10 protein-coding genes and 1 rRNA gene are annotated in these 14,597 nt (G+C 67.9%); 1 reads left to right on the forward strand and 10 read right to left on the reverse strand.

Translation table 11 applies throughout. From position 1 onward, the window contains the following. Window positions 1-27 precede the first annotated feature (27 nt). From IHE46_RS14665 to IHE46_RS14700, 8 genes are all read right to left on the reverse strand, one after another. The gene (locus tag IHE46_RS14665; protein ID WP_192165403.1) at window positions 28-1,302 is read right to left on the reverse strand and encodes an MFS transporter; all 1,275 of its coding nucleotides are present in this window, start codon (window positions 1,300-1,302) and stop codon (window positions 28-30) included. Between the two features lie 86 nt (window positions 1,303-1,388). Further along, window positions 1,389-2,339 carry a PD40 domain-containing protein gene (locus tag IHE46_RS14670; protein WP_192165404.1) on the reverse strand — a complete coding sequence of 317 codons (951 nt, stop codon included), beginning with the start codon at window positions 2,337-2,339 and terminating at the stop codon, window positions 1,389-1,391. A gap of 184 nt (window positions 2,340-2,523) precedes the next feature. After that, window positions 2,524-5,604, reverse strand: a complete 3,081-nt coding sequence (locus tag IHE46_RS14675) for a glycoside hydrolase domain-containing protein (RefSeq protein ID WP_192165405.1) — start codon at window positions 5,602-5,604, stop codon at window positions 2,524-2,526. A 262-nt stretch (window positions 5,605-5,866) separates the two neighbouring features. Continuing rightward, window positions 5,867-6,982: a rod shape-determining protein RodA gene (gene rodA, locus IHE46_RS14680; RefSeq protein WP_192165406.1), complete on the reverse strand. Its 1,116-nt coding sequence runs from the start codon at window positions 6,980-6,982 to the stop codon at window positions 5,867-5,869. Then, window positions 6,979-9,000, reverse strand: coding sequence for a penicillin-binding protein 2 (gene mrdA / locus IHE46_RS14685; protein ID WP_225563078.1), 2,022 nt, complete (start codon window positions 8,998-9,000; stop codon window positions 6,979-6,981). The genes rodA and mrdA overlap by 4 nt, the downstream gene beginning before the upstream one ends. 93 nt (window positions 9,001-9,093) lie before the next feature. After that, on the reverse strand, window positions 9,094-9,579 hold the full coding sequence (gene mreD, locus IHE46_RS14690; protein WP_192165407.1) for a rod shape-determining protein MreD: 486 nt from the start codon (window positions 9,577-9,579) through the stop codon (window positions 9,094-9,096). Further along, complete coding sequence (gene mreC / locus IHE46_RS14695; RefSeq protein WP_192165408.1) at window positions 9,576-10,604, reverse strand: rod shape-determining protein MreC; 1,029 nt, start codon at window positions 10,602-10,604, stop codon at window positions 9,576-9,578. The genes mreD and mreC overlap by 4 nt, the downstream gene beginning before the upstream one ends. Before the next feature lie 12 nt (window positions 10,605-10,616). After that, window positions 10,617-11,663: a rod shape-determining protein gene (locus tag IHE46_RS14700; protein ID WP_192165409.1), complete on the reverse strand. Its 1,047-nt coding sequence runs from the start codon at window positions 11,661-11,663 to the stop codon at window positions 10,617-10,619. A gap of 261 nt (window positions 11,664-11,924) precedes the next feature. Between IHE46_RS14700 and IHE46_RS14705 the strand changes: the two genes are divergently transcribed. Further along, window positions 11,925-12,860, forward strand: a complete 936-nt coding sequence (locus IHE46_RS14705; protein WP_192165410.1) for a carbohydrate kinase family protein — start codon at window positions 11,925-11,927, stop codon at window positions 12,858-12,860. A 9-nt stretch (window positions 12,861-12,869) separates the two neighbouring features. Here the strand turns inward: IHE46_RS14705 and glpK are convergent, their stop codons facing one another. After that, window positions 12,870-14,372: a glycerol kinase GlpK gene (gene glpK, locus IHE46_RS14710; protein ID WP_225563079.1), complete on the reverse strand. Its 1,503-nt coding sequence runs from the start codon at window positions 14,370-14,372 to the stop codon at window positions 12,870-12,872. 135 nt (window positions 14,373-14,507) lie between these two features. After that, window positions 14,508-14,597, reverse strand: a 5S ribosomal RNA gene (gene rrf / locus IHE46_RS14715); the annotation flags it as partial.

Below are 14,597 nucleotides of genomic sequence, written 5' to 3' on the forward strand. Positions count from 1 at the left end.
GGCACAATGCGCTCCCGCGGGAGCGCATCAGCCCATCGCGCCCTTGCTCATCGGCGTCGGCGGCGTGGCGACGTTCGCCAGCGGCTGCAGCCGCACCAGGCCCAGCGCGATCACCAGCCCCGCCAGCACCAGCGCCCCGGTGAACGCGGCCACGCCGTTCCAGCCGTGCGCGGCGTAGAACAGGCCGCCGCTGGCGCCCGCCACGCTGGAGCCCATGTAGTAGCAGAACAGGTACATCGACGAGGCCTGCGCCTTGGCCGCGCCCGCGCGCCGCCCCACCCAGCTGCTGACGATGGAGTGGCCGCCGAAGAAGCCGAAGGTGATCGCCACGATGCCCAGCGCGATCAGCCACAGCGACGCGGCCAACGTCAGCAGCACGCCCGCCAGCATCAGCGCGAGCGCCGTCCACAGCACCTTGCGCCGCCCCAGTTTGCCGGCGAGGTAACCCATCCACGCCGAGCTGAAGGTGCCGATCAGGTAGATGCCGAAGATCAGCCCCACCACCGCCTGGCTGAGGTTGTACGGCGGCGCCAGCAGGCGGTAGCCGAGGTAGTTGTAGACGGTGACGAAGGCACCCAGCAGCAAGAAGCCTTCGACGAACAGCCACGGCAGGCCGCGGTCGCGGAACATGCCGGCAAAACGCGAAGCGAGCGCACGTGCGTTCCAGGGCTGGCGCACGAAACGCCGCGACGGCGGCAGCGCACGCCAGAACGCCAACGCGCAGACCAGGCCGATCACGCCCACCACGGCCACGCCCGTGCGCCAGCCGAAGAAGTCGTCGAGCACGCCGGCCACCAGCCGGCCGCCCATGCCGCCCACCGCGCTGCCGCTGATGTAGAGACCCATGCCGAGGCCGATGGAGTCGGCGTGCATTTCTTCGCTGAGGTAGGTCATTGCCACCGCGGGCAGGCCGCTCAGCGTGAGTCCGAGCAGAGTGCGCACCACCAGCAGCGAAGGCCAGTCCGGCATCGCCGCACTGGCCAGCACCAGCACCGCCGAGGACAGCAGCGAGGCCACCATCACCGGCTTGCGTCCCCATGCATCGGACAGGCCGCCGGCGAACAGCATCGCGAACGCCAGCACACCGGTGGTGAGCGACAGCGACATCGCCGCGCCCGCCTCGCTCACGCCGTAGTCGCGGCTGAATTCCGGCATCAGCGGCTGCACGCAGTACAGCAGGCCGAAGGTGGCGAGGCCCGCGGCGAACAGCGCGAGGTTGGTGCGGCGGAACGCGGGGGTGCCGTGTTTGATCCAGTCCTGCGTGTCCGCAGCCGGCGCTTCGGGGACGTGGGAGCCGCGCATGGCCTGGTGCATCCTTCCGGGGTCGATGCAGGGAGGATAGAACCTCCGTGCGCGACGATCGACGATGCGCGACGCCGCGGCGCCTGTCAGCCGGCGCGCCCGTGCGCCTCCAGCAACGGCGCCAGCGACACCGACCATGCGTTGAGGTTGCCGTTGTCCCACTGCTCGATGCGCTGCAGGTAGTCGGCCGCCTGTGCCGGCGTGTGCGGATAGTGCGCCACCGGCAGGCTGCGGTCGCTGGTGAAGTACAGCGTGCTCTGGTCCGGTCCCAGGTGCGGCAGGTAGTCGGTGCTGAAGGCGGGAGCATCGTCGCCGGCGTAGCGGATGGCCTGTGGCGTACCCCAGCCATCGCCTTCGCGGAACACGATGAACAGGTGGTCCTTGCTGTCGCCGGGCAGGCGGTGGTCGCTGGCGAACACCATGTACGAACCGTCCGGCGCGATCTCCGGGTCCACGTCGTTGTCGCCGTAGTGGCTGAAGGGCAGCGGCTGCGCCGGCTGGTAGGCGCCCTGCGCGTAGTGCGACACGTACAGGCGCTTGCCCTTGCCGGGATCGATCGACAGGAAATAGATGCTGCCGTCGCGCGTCATGCTGGCTTTCCACACGCCGTCGCTGATGTTGACCGCATCCGGCAGGCGCTGCGGTTTGCCCCAGCCATCGCGGCCCTCGCGGTTCACGCGCCACAGGCCCACCTGCTGGTGCGCCGGCGTGGTGTTGCTGCGGCGGATCGACACGTAGACCACGTACGAACCATCCGGCGAAAACTCCGGCGCCAGATCCGGCCAGGCACCGGAGAACGAGGCCATCGCCGGCGCGGACCAGCGGCCGTCCAGGCGATGCGATTCCATGATGATGCCGCCGCCGGCGCCGCTGCGGGTGAAGAGCAGCGTGTCGCCGTCGGGGCTGAAGGCGGGTGCCTCATCGTTGGCCGGTCCGGAGACGATGCCCGGCGCGAAGATTTGCGGCGCGGCCAGCACCGGCGGCGTGGCCGTGCCGGCAATGGCGGTGTTGATGCCCAGGGCGGCAGCCAGGGCCAAACAGAGTCTGCAGCAGCGCGAACCGGACACGGCGAAGCTCCCTTGCGGCAAGTCGAGGACAATCGATCGGATACCCGTGCCAACGAAACGCCGCGTCCATCGTGCGGACGCGGCGGCACGGGGTAGGCGCCACGCTAGTCCTGGGCGCCGTCCCGCGACAGATGCCGAACGTCATCCCCGCCCGTCAGGCACCCGACGCCGGCTGCGCCTCCAGTTCCAGCAGCCAGCCCTTGCCCGGCTCCACCGGAATCGCATCGCCCGGCTTGAACGTGGCGGCAGGCTGGAAGCTCTCCACCGCGGGCGCCACCAGCCGGACGCGCGACGGGTTCAGGCCCAGGGCCTTCCAGTCGATGCGCAGTTTCACACTGACCTGCTGCGGTGCCCACGAGGCGATGGACACCAGGGTCTTGTCGCCCTTGCGCACGTAGCTGGTGGCAAGCACGTTGGCGTTGTCGGTCTTCACCGGCGTGTCGTGCACCCACCAGCCGATCATGTCGGCCTTCTCGATGCCGAACGCATCCCACAGCTGCCACAGGCGCCGCGGGTCGCCGCCGGTCCACGGCAGGCGGTTGGTCATGCCGAACACCATGCCGCGCCAGGGGTTGCCGCCGTTCTGCAGCATCTCGCCCATCAGGCCATAGGGAATGCCGGAGATCTCGGTGAGCCAGTACTGCGGCGAGGTGTGTTCGTAGTCGAACTCCTCGCCGAACCACAGGCGGTTGATGTACGGGAACAGCTCCATGTAGAGCAGCGCGCTGTTGATGTAGCCGTCGCGCGCATCGAACTGGCTGGCGGAGTGCAGGTCGATCAGCGCATGCGGACGATGCGCGTCCAGCACCTTGCGCACACGCATCATGGTGGTGCGGTCGTAGGCCACGTCGTCGAGGTAGAGGCCGTCGATGCCAACGTTGCGCGCCAGCCAGTCCAGCCCTTCGACGTAGAAGTTGTGCCAGCGGCTCTGGCCGGCGTCGATCACCGCGGCATCGCGGTTCTCCGGCACGTGCCAGGCGGCGATGTAGTTGCCGTCCAGGTGCTCCTGCAGCCACGAGAAGCCGCCGCCCTTGCCGGGGCTGATGATCTCGCTGCACGGCCCTTGCGCAGCGTTGCCGTCGGCACCGATGCGGCAGCCGGTGAGGCTTTCCAGCGCCGGCAGCTCGGGGGCGCGGTCGGTGAGCTCGCGGATGGTGTCGTAGATCTTCACCTCCATGCCGCGCTGATGGGCCGCATCGACGTAGCTGCGCATGGCCGGCACGGTGAGGAACGGGTAATTGATCCACGGGTTGATCGGCGTGGCGTGGTGGATGTTCACCACGTTGGCGCCCTCGGCCTTGATCTCGTCGAGGTCGGCGTACTTGTGGAAGTAGCGTTCGGCGAAATGCTGCGGCGGATCGATGGTCTTGAACGGCGTCACGCGCAGCACGAGGTCGTAGTGCAGCGTCTGCCCCGCCGCCATCGTGCGCGGGCCGCTGAAGGCCTTGACCACGTAGCGCGCACCGTCGCGTGCGAACGTGACGCCGCCCTGCCCGGCGTTGTCCCACGAGGCCGGCATCAGCAGCGGCTGCTGGTGGTAGAAGTTGGTGTTGAGCGGGCGGCGGTAGTTCTCGTCGCGCAGGTGGAACTCGAGGCCGGCGTTCACCGCACCGATCCACGCGCCGTCCTGGTTGTTCTGCACGTTCCATTTCCACGCGAAGCTGTCGGGCGCCGCGGAGCCGGTACGACCGAGGCCGAGCTCGTACTGCGCCACGTCGTTCTTCAGCGGAATATCGAGGCGGATGTCGTCGAGCTTCACCGCTTGCGTGGCGGTGAGTGCAATGGAGTAACTGAGCGTGCCGTCCATCTCCAGGCTGGCGGTCACCTCGCCCTTCAGTGCGCCGGCCTGGCCCGACACCTGCCAGTGCACCTTGCCGGGGCCGTCGACCGCCACGGCCGGCAAGCCAGAGGCGCTCAGGGCATGCGTGCCGCCGGCGTCCTGTACCAGCAGCTGCATCGGCGCGGCCAGCAATGCGTGCGGTGCCTTGGTGTAGCCGGTCATGCGCTCGTCGAAGAAGCTGTCGATCTGTGCCGGCAGGCCGCTGGATGCGAGCGTCACCGTGCGGCCGAGGATGCCGAGCTTGGCGCCATGCACCGTCACGGCGGTGAACGGTTTTACCAGGTCGGCGTTCTGCGCCAGCGTGGAGTTGAGCCAGTGCAGGCGGGTGAGCTTGAAGGGATCGTCGTCGCCATGCGCCACCGCTTCCTTCGCATCCACGGTGATCGCTAGCGGAACCTGCTGCACCGGCGCGCCATCCGTGCTGATCGTCAGCGTGCCGTGGTAGGTGCCGGGCTTCGCATCCGCGGGAACATCCAGGCCCATCCACAGCGGCTGTACGTGGCCCTGCGCCACGTCGAGCCGGTTGGCGAACGGCCGGCCCGCGTAGTCGGTGCCGCCGAGGTTGAAACAGGTGAGCCGCGCTGCCGGGATAGTCGCGCCATCCGGCCCGCGCAGATCGTCGAAGCTCACGTGCACGTTCTGCGCCGCTGCGCGCGCCGTCCACAGGCCCACCTGGAAACTCAGGTATTCGCCGCGCAGGGCGCGATCCGTCAGCGTGCCGCCTGCGCCGCGCTCGGCCCAGCGATCGGGAACCTGGGTGAACATGCGGATGGGGTGTTCGCGCGTTTCCGGGAACAGCAGCCAAGGGCGGTCCGGATTCGCCGCCAGCAGGTGCTGCAGTTCGGCCGGCGTGGCGGTGCGCTCCATGTCGGTGTAGGCGTCGAAATCGTCCACCGCCTCGTAGCCGATCACGTGGGCCTGGGGCAGCTTCGCCACGTGCCGTGTGTCGTCGAGGTCGTTCTTCTTCAGCCAAGCCGCATCGGCGGTGTCCGTCGGCGCGCGGTATGTCACCGTGGGATAGTTCGAACGTCCGCTGCCGATATAGGGCAGGTAGTAGATCGCATAGGTGCCGGCCTGCTTTGCCTCGAACGCCAGCACGCCTTCGGCCTGGTCGATGCGCTCGCGCACCACGTTGCCGACCAGTTGGCCGTCCGGACCGACGACGAGGGTAGCGACGCTTTCGGGATGGTGGTCGCGCCGGTGCCAGGGGATGGTCACCCGTACCGCCGGGGCCGGCCGGTCTACGGTGACGGTGTAGCGGTGGTTGCCGTACTGCTCGGCGTTCCAGCGCAGTTGCACGCCGTCCGCGAGGGTCTGCGTCTGCGCCACCGCGGCGCCGATGCTGCCGGCAAGCAGGCTGCACGCAAGCAGGCCCACGATTCGTGGATGGCGCATGGGATTCCCCTTCGACGGATCAAGAAGCTGGATATGTAACCCGTTGAGCCGCAATACGCAAGTAAACGACTTAAAACGAAATAACTTGAAACCATGTCGCCAGCATGGTTCAAAAGACAGTAGTGCCGCCTTGGTCAGCTTTAAGTACATGGCGGATGCGCGCATCCAACCCGTCAAACGCGATGTCGGCAGTTTCCGCGATCAGGAGAAATCCATGGCATGTCGGCGGGCGTACCGGCGCGCGCCATGCCGTTCGCGCGGCTCAGTCGTGCCGTTTGCGGTGCGCGTGGATCGACATCAGCATGCCGAAGCCCACCAGCAGGGTCACCGCCGAGGTGCCGCCGTAGCTCACCATCGGCATCGGCACGCCCACCACCGGCAGCATGCCGGACACCATGCCGCCGTTGACGAACACGTAGACGAACAGGCTCATGCCGATCGCGCCGGCGAGCAGGCGCGAGTAGGTGTCGCGCGCTTCCATCGCGATCCACAGGCAACGGCCGATGATGAAGGCGTAGAGCAGCACCATCAGGCACACGCCGACCAGGCCGAACTCCTCGGAGAACACCGCGAAGATGAAGTCGGTGGTGTGCTCGGGCAGGAAATCCAGCTGCGCCTGCGAGCTGTGCATCCAACCCTTGCCGAACGCGCCGCCGGAGCCCACCGCGATCTGCGACTGGATGATGTGCCAACCGTTGCCCAGCGGGTCGGATTCCGGGTTGAGCATGGTGAGGATGCGGCCGCGCTGGTACCCGTGCATGAAATGCCAGGCCACCGGCGCCATGCTGGCCGCGCCCACCAGCAGCAGGCCGATGCGCCACCACGCCATGCCGGAGAGGAACAGCGCGAAACCGCCGGCGGCCGCCACCAGCAGCGCGGTGCCCAGGTCCGGCTGCTTGCCGATCAGGTAGGCGGGAACGGCGATCATCGCGCCCACCATGGCGATGTCTTTCCAGCGCGGCGGCAGCTGGCGCGGGTGCAGGTACCACGCCACCATCATCGGCATGGTGAGCTTCGCCAGCTCGGAAGGCTGGAAGCGCATGATGCCGAGGTTCAACCAGCGGTCGGCGCCACGCCCCTCGCCCAGCACCGACACCACCACCAAGAGCAGCGTGCTGCCGGCGTACAGCCATGGCGTCCAGTTGCGCAGGGCGGAGGGCGGAATGCGCGAGATCAGCAGCATCAGCACGAAACCCAGCACGAAGCGCACGGCCTGCCCGCCCACCTGGCCGACGTCGCCGTCGGCAGCGCTGTACAGCGTGCAGAGTCCGGCCGCCGCCAGCAGCAGCAGGCCCGCGGCCAAGGGCAGGTCGATGCGCGGGCGGGTCAGCACGCGGCGCAACAGGCGCCGCGTCCGCACTTGCAGCAGCTCGATCATCCGGGATTCTCCTGCGACGACGCGTCGGCCGGCTCGCCAGGCGAAGTGTCCTGCGGCAGGTCCTGCAGCACGGCCGAAGAGGCCGATGCAGGAGCCCCTCCGGCCGGCGCGGTGCCAGGGGCAGGCAGGCCGCCGGGCGGCAGCGGCGTATCCGGCGGCGCATCCGGCTGGGTGGCCAGCCACGCGTCGAGGATCTTGCGCGCGATCGGACCCGCCGAGGACGCGCCCCAGGCGCCTTCTTCCAGCGCCACGACCACCGCGATGCGCGGCTCTTCCGCCGGCGCGAACATCTCGAACCAGGCACGGTGCCGGCTGGCCAGGTAGGCAAGGTTGGTGTTCTCGTTATAGGCGTCGGTGTGGCGCGAGTAGCGCTCGGCGGTACCGCTCTTGCCGGCGACGGTGTACGGGAAGCCCTTGCCCAACCCGTAGCCGGTGCCGCGCGGGTCGTTCACCACCATCTCCATGCCCTGCACCACCGCCTGCCATTCGGACGGGTTGCTGATCACCGAAGGGCCCGTGGGTGCGTTGGGCAGCGGCTGTTTAGGCGCATCCACGTCGGTCTGCGTGGCCATCACCAGCCGCGGCGCATACGGCATGCCGTGTCCGGCGAGGATGCCCAGCGCGTGCGCCAGCTGGATCGGCGTCACCGTCCAGTAGCCCTGCCCGATGCCGGCGATGATCGTCTCGCCGGGGAACCACGGCTTCTTGTAGCGTTTTTCCTTCCACTCGCGCGAAGGCAGGATGCCGCTGGACTCGCCATCGAGATCGATGCCCGTGGGCTTGCCGAAACCGAAGCGCCCCATCCACTGGCTGAAGCGGTCGATGCCCATGTCCAGCGCGAGCTTGTAGAAGTAGGTGTTCACCGACCACATGATGGCCATGCGCAGGTTGACCGTGCCGAAGCCGCCGCGGCGGTCGTCGCGGCGGCAGAACGTGGTGCCCGGGATGCAGAACGTGCCGGTGGAAAGCACGCTATCGGCCGGTGTGCGCAGGCCCAGCTCCAGGCCGCCCAGGGCCACGAAAGGCTTCACGGTGGAGCCGGGCGGGTACACGCCGCGCAGGGCGCGATTCAGCAGCGGCTTGTCCGGCGCGGTGGTCAGCGTCTGGTAATCGGCGCGGCTGATGCCGTCGACGAACAGGTTGGGATCGAACGTCGGCACGCTGACCATCGCCAGCACCTGCCCGTTGCGCGGGTCGATCGCCACCGCCGCGCCGGCGTGGCCGTCCAGGGCTTGCTCGGCCGCCTTCTGGATGCGCGCGTCGATGCTGAGATAGATGTTCTTGCCGGCCATCGCGGGGTGCGTCTGCAGCACGCGCTGCGTGCGGCCGTCCGCGTTCACCTCGACCAGCTGGTAGCCGGGCGTGCCGTGCAGCACGTCCTCGTAGGAGCGCTCGATGCCGATGCGGCCCACATGGGTGGTGCCCTTGTAGAGCGACGGATCGAGCCGGTCGAGGTCATCGGCGTCGATGCGCGAGACGTAGCCGATCACATGCGCGAACAGCTCGCCCAGCGGGTAGCGGCGATTCTGGTAAGGCACGACGTCCACGCCCGGGAAACGCCAGCGGTTCACCGCGAAACGGTCGATCTCGTCCTCGGTGAGGCGCATCTTCAGCGGCACGCTTTCGAAGCGGCGGCTCTGCTTCAGCTGCTTGTGGAAAGCATCGAGATCGTCCTGGCCAAGCGGCACGACCTGGCCCAGGTCCGCCAGCATCGCCTTCATGTCCTTGACCTGGTCCGGCACCACTTCGAGGCGGAACGCGGGCACGTTGTCGGCCAGCAGCACGCCGTTGCGGTCGAAGATCAGCCCGCGCGCGGGCGCGATCGGCAGCGGCTTGACGCGGTTGTTCTCGGAGCGCGTGGCGAACTCGTCGTAACGCGTCACCTGCAGGAAGACATAGCGTCCGATCAACCCGGCCAGGCCCAGCAGGATCAGCGCAAAACCCGCCAGCGCGCGGCGACGGAACAATTCGCCTTCGTTGCGTGGGTCCTTGATCGTGCGCCGCAGCTTCAGCTTCATGGCATGGCCAGCCATGCAGGCGCGTCGCCAGTCACCGCCACCTGGCGGCCACTCGGCAGCAACGCGGGATGCCGCGACGTCATGGACGGGCGCTCATTGCAGGCGAAACCGCAGACGCAGGTCGTCCAGCAGCAGGAACAGGAACGGCCACAGCGCGGCGCCCACGAACGGGGAAATCCACCAGTCCGCCGGCGGCACCGGCGCACCGGACAGCACCCGCACCATCAGCAACAGAATGCGGTCGTTCAGCAGCAGCGCCAGTACCGCCAGGGTCTGCTGCCACATCGGGAAGAAGCGCAGCCGCGAACGGAAGCGCAGCGCGATGAAGGCCAGCGCGGTGAGGCGCAGCGCCTGCTCGCCCAGCAACGCGCCGTCGAACAGGTCGGCCCCCAGGCCGACCAGGAAGGCCAGCCCCAGGCCGACGCGGTCTTCCGACTCCAGCGCCCAGTACAGCAGCACCAGCGCGGGCCAGTACGGCTTGAACGGCTCCAGCAGCGCCGGCAGCGGCACCAGCATCAGCAGCAGCGCGAACAGCAGCGTGCCGGCGAACCACCACGACGTCAGGCGCTGGCGATTCATGGCAAGCTCCCGGCACGGGCCGGCTGTGCGGTGGACATCGCCGCGGTGACGCGCGGCAGCGTGGGATGCACGGCCCCCGTCGACGACGATGCTGCCGGCGCATTGCCGCCCGCGGCGCCTGGCGCCGGGGCCTGCGACGCCGGCGGCCCTGCCGGAACCTCGGGCGCGGGGGGACCCGCAGGCACGGCCTGGTCGTGCAGCAGCAACACGTCGTCGCTGCGGTCGATGTCGGCGGCCGGCTGCACCTGCGCCACCCGGAACATGCCGGAGGTCGCCGGCGCCACGGTAATCACCTTGCCCACCGGGAAACCCGGCGGGAAGCGCCCGCCAAGGCCGGAGGTGAGCAACTTGTCGCCCGGCTGCACATCGGCAGCCAGCGGGATGCTAGGCAGCACCAGCCCGCTGCCGTCGCGGGCACCGTAGGCCACGGTGCGCAGGCCCGAGCGCGCCACCACCACCGGAATCGCGTGCGCCGGATCGGTCACCAGCATCACCACGGAGGTGGTCGGCAGGGTCTGGATGACCTGCCCCATCACGCCGTGCGCATCGATCACCGGTTGGCCCGGCTTCACGCCGTCGCGCGCGCCTAGATTCAGAACCAACCGCTGCTGGGCGGCCCCCAGGTCTACGCCGACTACTCGCGCCAGTTGCACGTTGAGGTCGAGGCTGCGCTGGGTGTCCAGCAGTTCCTTCAGGCGCTGGTTCTGTTCGGCCACGCCGGCCATGCGGTTGAGCCGTGCGTTGGCCAGCAGCAGATCCTCGCGCAGGCGCTGGTTCTGTTCGGTAAGCAGCTTGCGGTCGGCGAAGGCCACGCTGAGCGTGCGCATGCCGGCGCTGGGCAGGTTGGCCAGCCGGTACACCGGCTCCACCACCATCGAGGCCACGTTGCGCACGCGCCACAGCCAGCCATTGCGATGGTCGAGCACCATCAGCACCAGGGCCAGGGCGAGATAGACGATCAGCCGTAGCGTGCCCGCGGCGTTGCCGGCGAACAGCGGCGATGACTCATCGCGCGGACGCGCCACGGCGAGTCGACCTTACTCTGGGGCGAAGAAATCGCTGCCGTGCTGGTCGATCAGCTCCAGCGCCTTGCCGCCGCCACGCGCCACGCAGGTCAGCGGATCGTCCGCCACCTGCACGTGCAGGCCGGTCTCCTCGGAGATCAGGCGGTCCAGGTCGCGCAGCAGCGCGCCGCCGCCGGTGAGCACGATGCCGCGCTCGGCCACGTCGGAGCACAGCTCCGGCGGGGTCTGCTCCAGCGCCGACTTCACCGCGGCCACGATGCCGGCCAGCGGCTCGTGCAGCGCCTCGAGGATCTCGTTCGAGTTGATCGTGAACATGCGCGGCACGCCCTCGGCGAGGTTGCGGCCGGAGATCTCAATCTCCTTCACGTCGGTCTGCGGGAAGGCGCAGCCGATTTCCAGCTTGATGCGCTCGGCGGTGGACTCGCCGATCAGGGTGCCGTGGTTGCGGCGCACGTAGTTGATGATGGACTCGTCGAAGCGGTCGCCGCCCACGCGCACGGACTGCGAATAGACGATGCCGTTGAGCGAGATCACCGCGACCTCGGAGGTGCCGCCACCGATGTCCAGCACCATCGCGCCGCGGGCCTCGTGCACCGGAATGCCGGCGCCGATCGCGGCCGCCATCGGCTCCTCGATCAGGAACACGTCACGGGCACCGGCGCCTTCGGCCGATTCCTTGATGGCGCGGCGCTCCACCTGGGTGGAGCCGCAGGGCACGCACACCAGCACGCGGGGGCTGGGGCGCAGCAGGCGCGACTTGTGCACCTGCTTGATGAAGTACTGCAGCATCGCCTCGGTCATGGTGAAGTCGGCGATCACGCCGTCCTTCATCGGACGCACGGTGGCGATGTTGCCGGGGGTACGGCCCAGCATGCGCTTGGCCTCGTGGCCCACCGCTGCGATCGCGCGCGGGCCCCCGGGGCCACGGTCCTGGCGCACCGCCACCACCGAAGGTTCATTCAGCACGATGCCCTGGCCGCGCACGTAGATCAGCGTGTTGGCGGTGCCGAGGTCGATCGAGACGTCGTTGGAAAATATCCCGCGAAAGAACTTGAACATTGAGGTCCGCCGCGCGCCGGCCAGAGTAAAAATAAGCTCGCCAGTCTAGTCAGCAGGGCCGGCATACGCAACAGAAAAGTCGTTAAAAAAGCCTTCTACAATGCTGTTTCCCGCATGTTCGGCCCCTGCTGCGCCGCATCGTGGATTCGCCATGAACCCGCGTTCACGATAGGATGCGAACCTTTGCCGGATCCGCGCATCCGGCTTTGCCGGCCGCGTCACCGCGTGCCATCCACCATCGTCCGGGGCAATCACGCAACCATGTCTGCCGTCATCTGCGGATCGCTGGCCTACGACACCATCATGGTGTTCCAGGACCAGTTCAAGAACCACATCCTGCCCGACCAGATGCACATCCTGAATGTGTCCTTCCTGGTACCGCGGATGCGCCGCGAGTTCGGCGGCTGCGCAGGCAATATCGCCTACAACCTCAAGCTGCTGGGCGGCGACCCGCTGCCGGTGGCCGCGGTGGGCCAGGACTTCGCACCCTACCGTTCGCACATGGAGAAATGCGGGATCCCGCTCGAGCGCGTGCGGGTGTTCGACGACCAGTTCACCCCGCAATGCTTCATCACCACCGACCTGGACAACAACCAGATCACCGCCTTCCACCCCGGCGCGATGTCCAGCGCGCACGACAACCACGTGCGCGAGATCCCCGCGATCGACTTCGCCATCGTCGCGCCCGACGGCCGCGAGGCGATGCTACAGCACGTCGAGGAATTCGCCGCGCGCGGCGTACCCTTCATCTTCGACCCGGGCCAGGCGATGCCGCTGTTCAACGGCGACGAGTTCCGCGCGATGATCGAGAAGGCGACCTACGTGATCGTCAACGACTACGAATCGCAGCTGTTGCAGGCACGCACCGGATGGAGCGCCGAGGACATCGCCAGCCGCGTGAAGGCCTATATCGTCACGCTGGGGCCGCGCGGCTCGCTGATCTACGCCGACGGCACCGTGCACGAGATTCCGCCGGCACGCGAGCGCCGCGTGGTCGATCCCACCGGTTGCGGCGACGCGTACCGCGCCGGGCTGATCTTCGGCATCATGCGCGGCAAGGACTGGCTCACCATCGGCCGCATGGCTTCGCTGATGGGCGCGCTGAAGGTGGAACACCCCGGCACCCAGAACCAGCACTTCACCTGGACCGAGTTCGCCGCGGAGTTCACGGAACAGTTCGGCTACGCGCCGGACTGACCCTGGCTTTCAATCCGGCGTGAAGGCGCAGGCGGCCTGCACCGCCGCCTGCCACCCGCGATAGCGCCGCTCGCGCTCCGCCGTGGGCATGCCCGGCTCGAAGCGATGTTCCACCTGCCATAGCCGCGCGATTTGCGCCCGGCTCTCCCAGAAACCCATCGCCAATCCGGCAAGATAGGCCGCGCCCAGCGCCGTGGCCTCCTGCACCCTGGGTCGCAGCAGCGGCACGCCCAGCATGTCGCTCTGGAACTGCGCCAGGAAATCGTTGGCGATGGCGCCGCCGTCGGCGCGCAACTCCTTCAGCGGAATGCCCGCATCCGCCTCCATCGCCGCCAGTACGTCGCGCGACTGGTAAGCCATGGATTCCAGCGCCGCGCGCACGAGATGCTCGCGGCGCGTGCCGCGGGTGATGCCGAACATCGCACCACGCACATCGCTGCGCCAGTACGGCGCGCCCAACCCCACGAAGGCCGGCACCAGGTAAACCCCGTCGCTGGAAGCCACGCTTTCGGCCAGCCCCTGCGAATCGGCGGCGTAATCGAGCATGCGCAACCCGTTACGCAGCCACTGCACCACCGCACCAGCGACGAAGATGCTGCCTTCCAGTGCGTATTCGACCTTGCCACCGATCTCCCAAGCTATGGTGGTCAGCAGACCGTGACGCGACGGTACCGCCTGGTCGCCCGTATGCATCAACATGAAGCAGCCGGTGCCGTAGGTATTCTTCGCCATGCCGGGTTCGAAGCAGGCCTGGCCGAACAAGGCCGCCTGCTGGTCGCCGGCAAGGCCGCCGATGGGCACCGACGCGCCGAAGAAGCGCGCCGGATCGGTATCGCCGATATGCCCGCTGCACGAACAGACACGCGGCAGCATCGCGCGTGGCACGTCAAACAGGCGCAGCAGTTCGTCGTCCCATGCACAGCGATGGATGTCGTACAGCAGGGTGCGTGCACCATTGCTTGCGTCGGTGACATGCAGGCGTCCGCCGGTGAGATTCCAGACCAGCCAGCTTTCCATCGTGCCGAACAGCAGCTCGCCGCGCTCGGCGCGCGATTGCGCGCCTTCGACGTGGTCGAGAATCCAGCGGATCTTGCTGGCCGAAAAATAGGCGTCGATCAGCAGACCGGTTTTCGCTCGCACCGTCGGCGTGCAGCCATCTGCCTGGAGTCGCTCACAGATGCCCACACTCTGCCGTGATTGCCACACGATGGCATTGTGGATCGGCTGACCACTGCTGCGATCCCACACCACCGTGGTCTCGCGCTGGTTGGCGATGCCAATGCCGGCCAGATCGCCCGGCTCGACCTGCATGCGCGTAAGCAATTCGGCCACCGTGGCCTGCACGCTGGCGAGGATCTCGCGCGGGTCGTGCTCCACCCAGCCGGGTTGCGGGAAAATTTGCCTGAATTCGCGCTGCGCGATACCGGCCACGGCTCCAGAGTTATCGACCAGTATCGCTCGCGTACTGGTGGTGCCCTGGTCCAGCGTCAGGATGTATCGCTTCGCCGACAAAAGGCACCTCGAACAGGCAGGGGCTTGGTCACCAAGAGTAACCGCGAAGCCTACGCGTCCGGCAAGCATCGATATTCGGTGCCTTCAAAAGCAAACACCCTCACCGAGATCGGTGAGGGTGTTTAAGGATAAAGCCCCTGGCGGTGACCTACTCTTGCATGCAAATGCACACTACCATCGGCGCGGCTGCGTTTCACTTCCGAGTTCGGGATGGGATCGGGTGGG

The sequence above is a fragment of the Rhodanobacter sp. DHG33 genome (genome assembly GCF_014843005.1).
In the GTDB taxonomy this organism is placed as follows: domain Bacteria; phylum Pseudomonadota; class Gammaproteobacteria; order Xanthomonadales; family Rhodanobacteraceae; genus Rhodanobacter_A.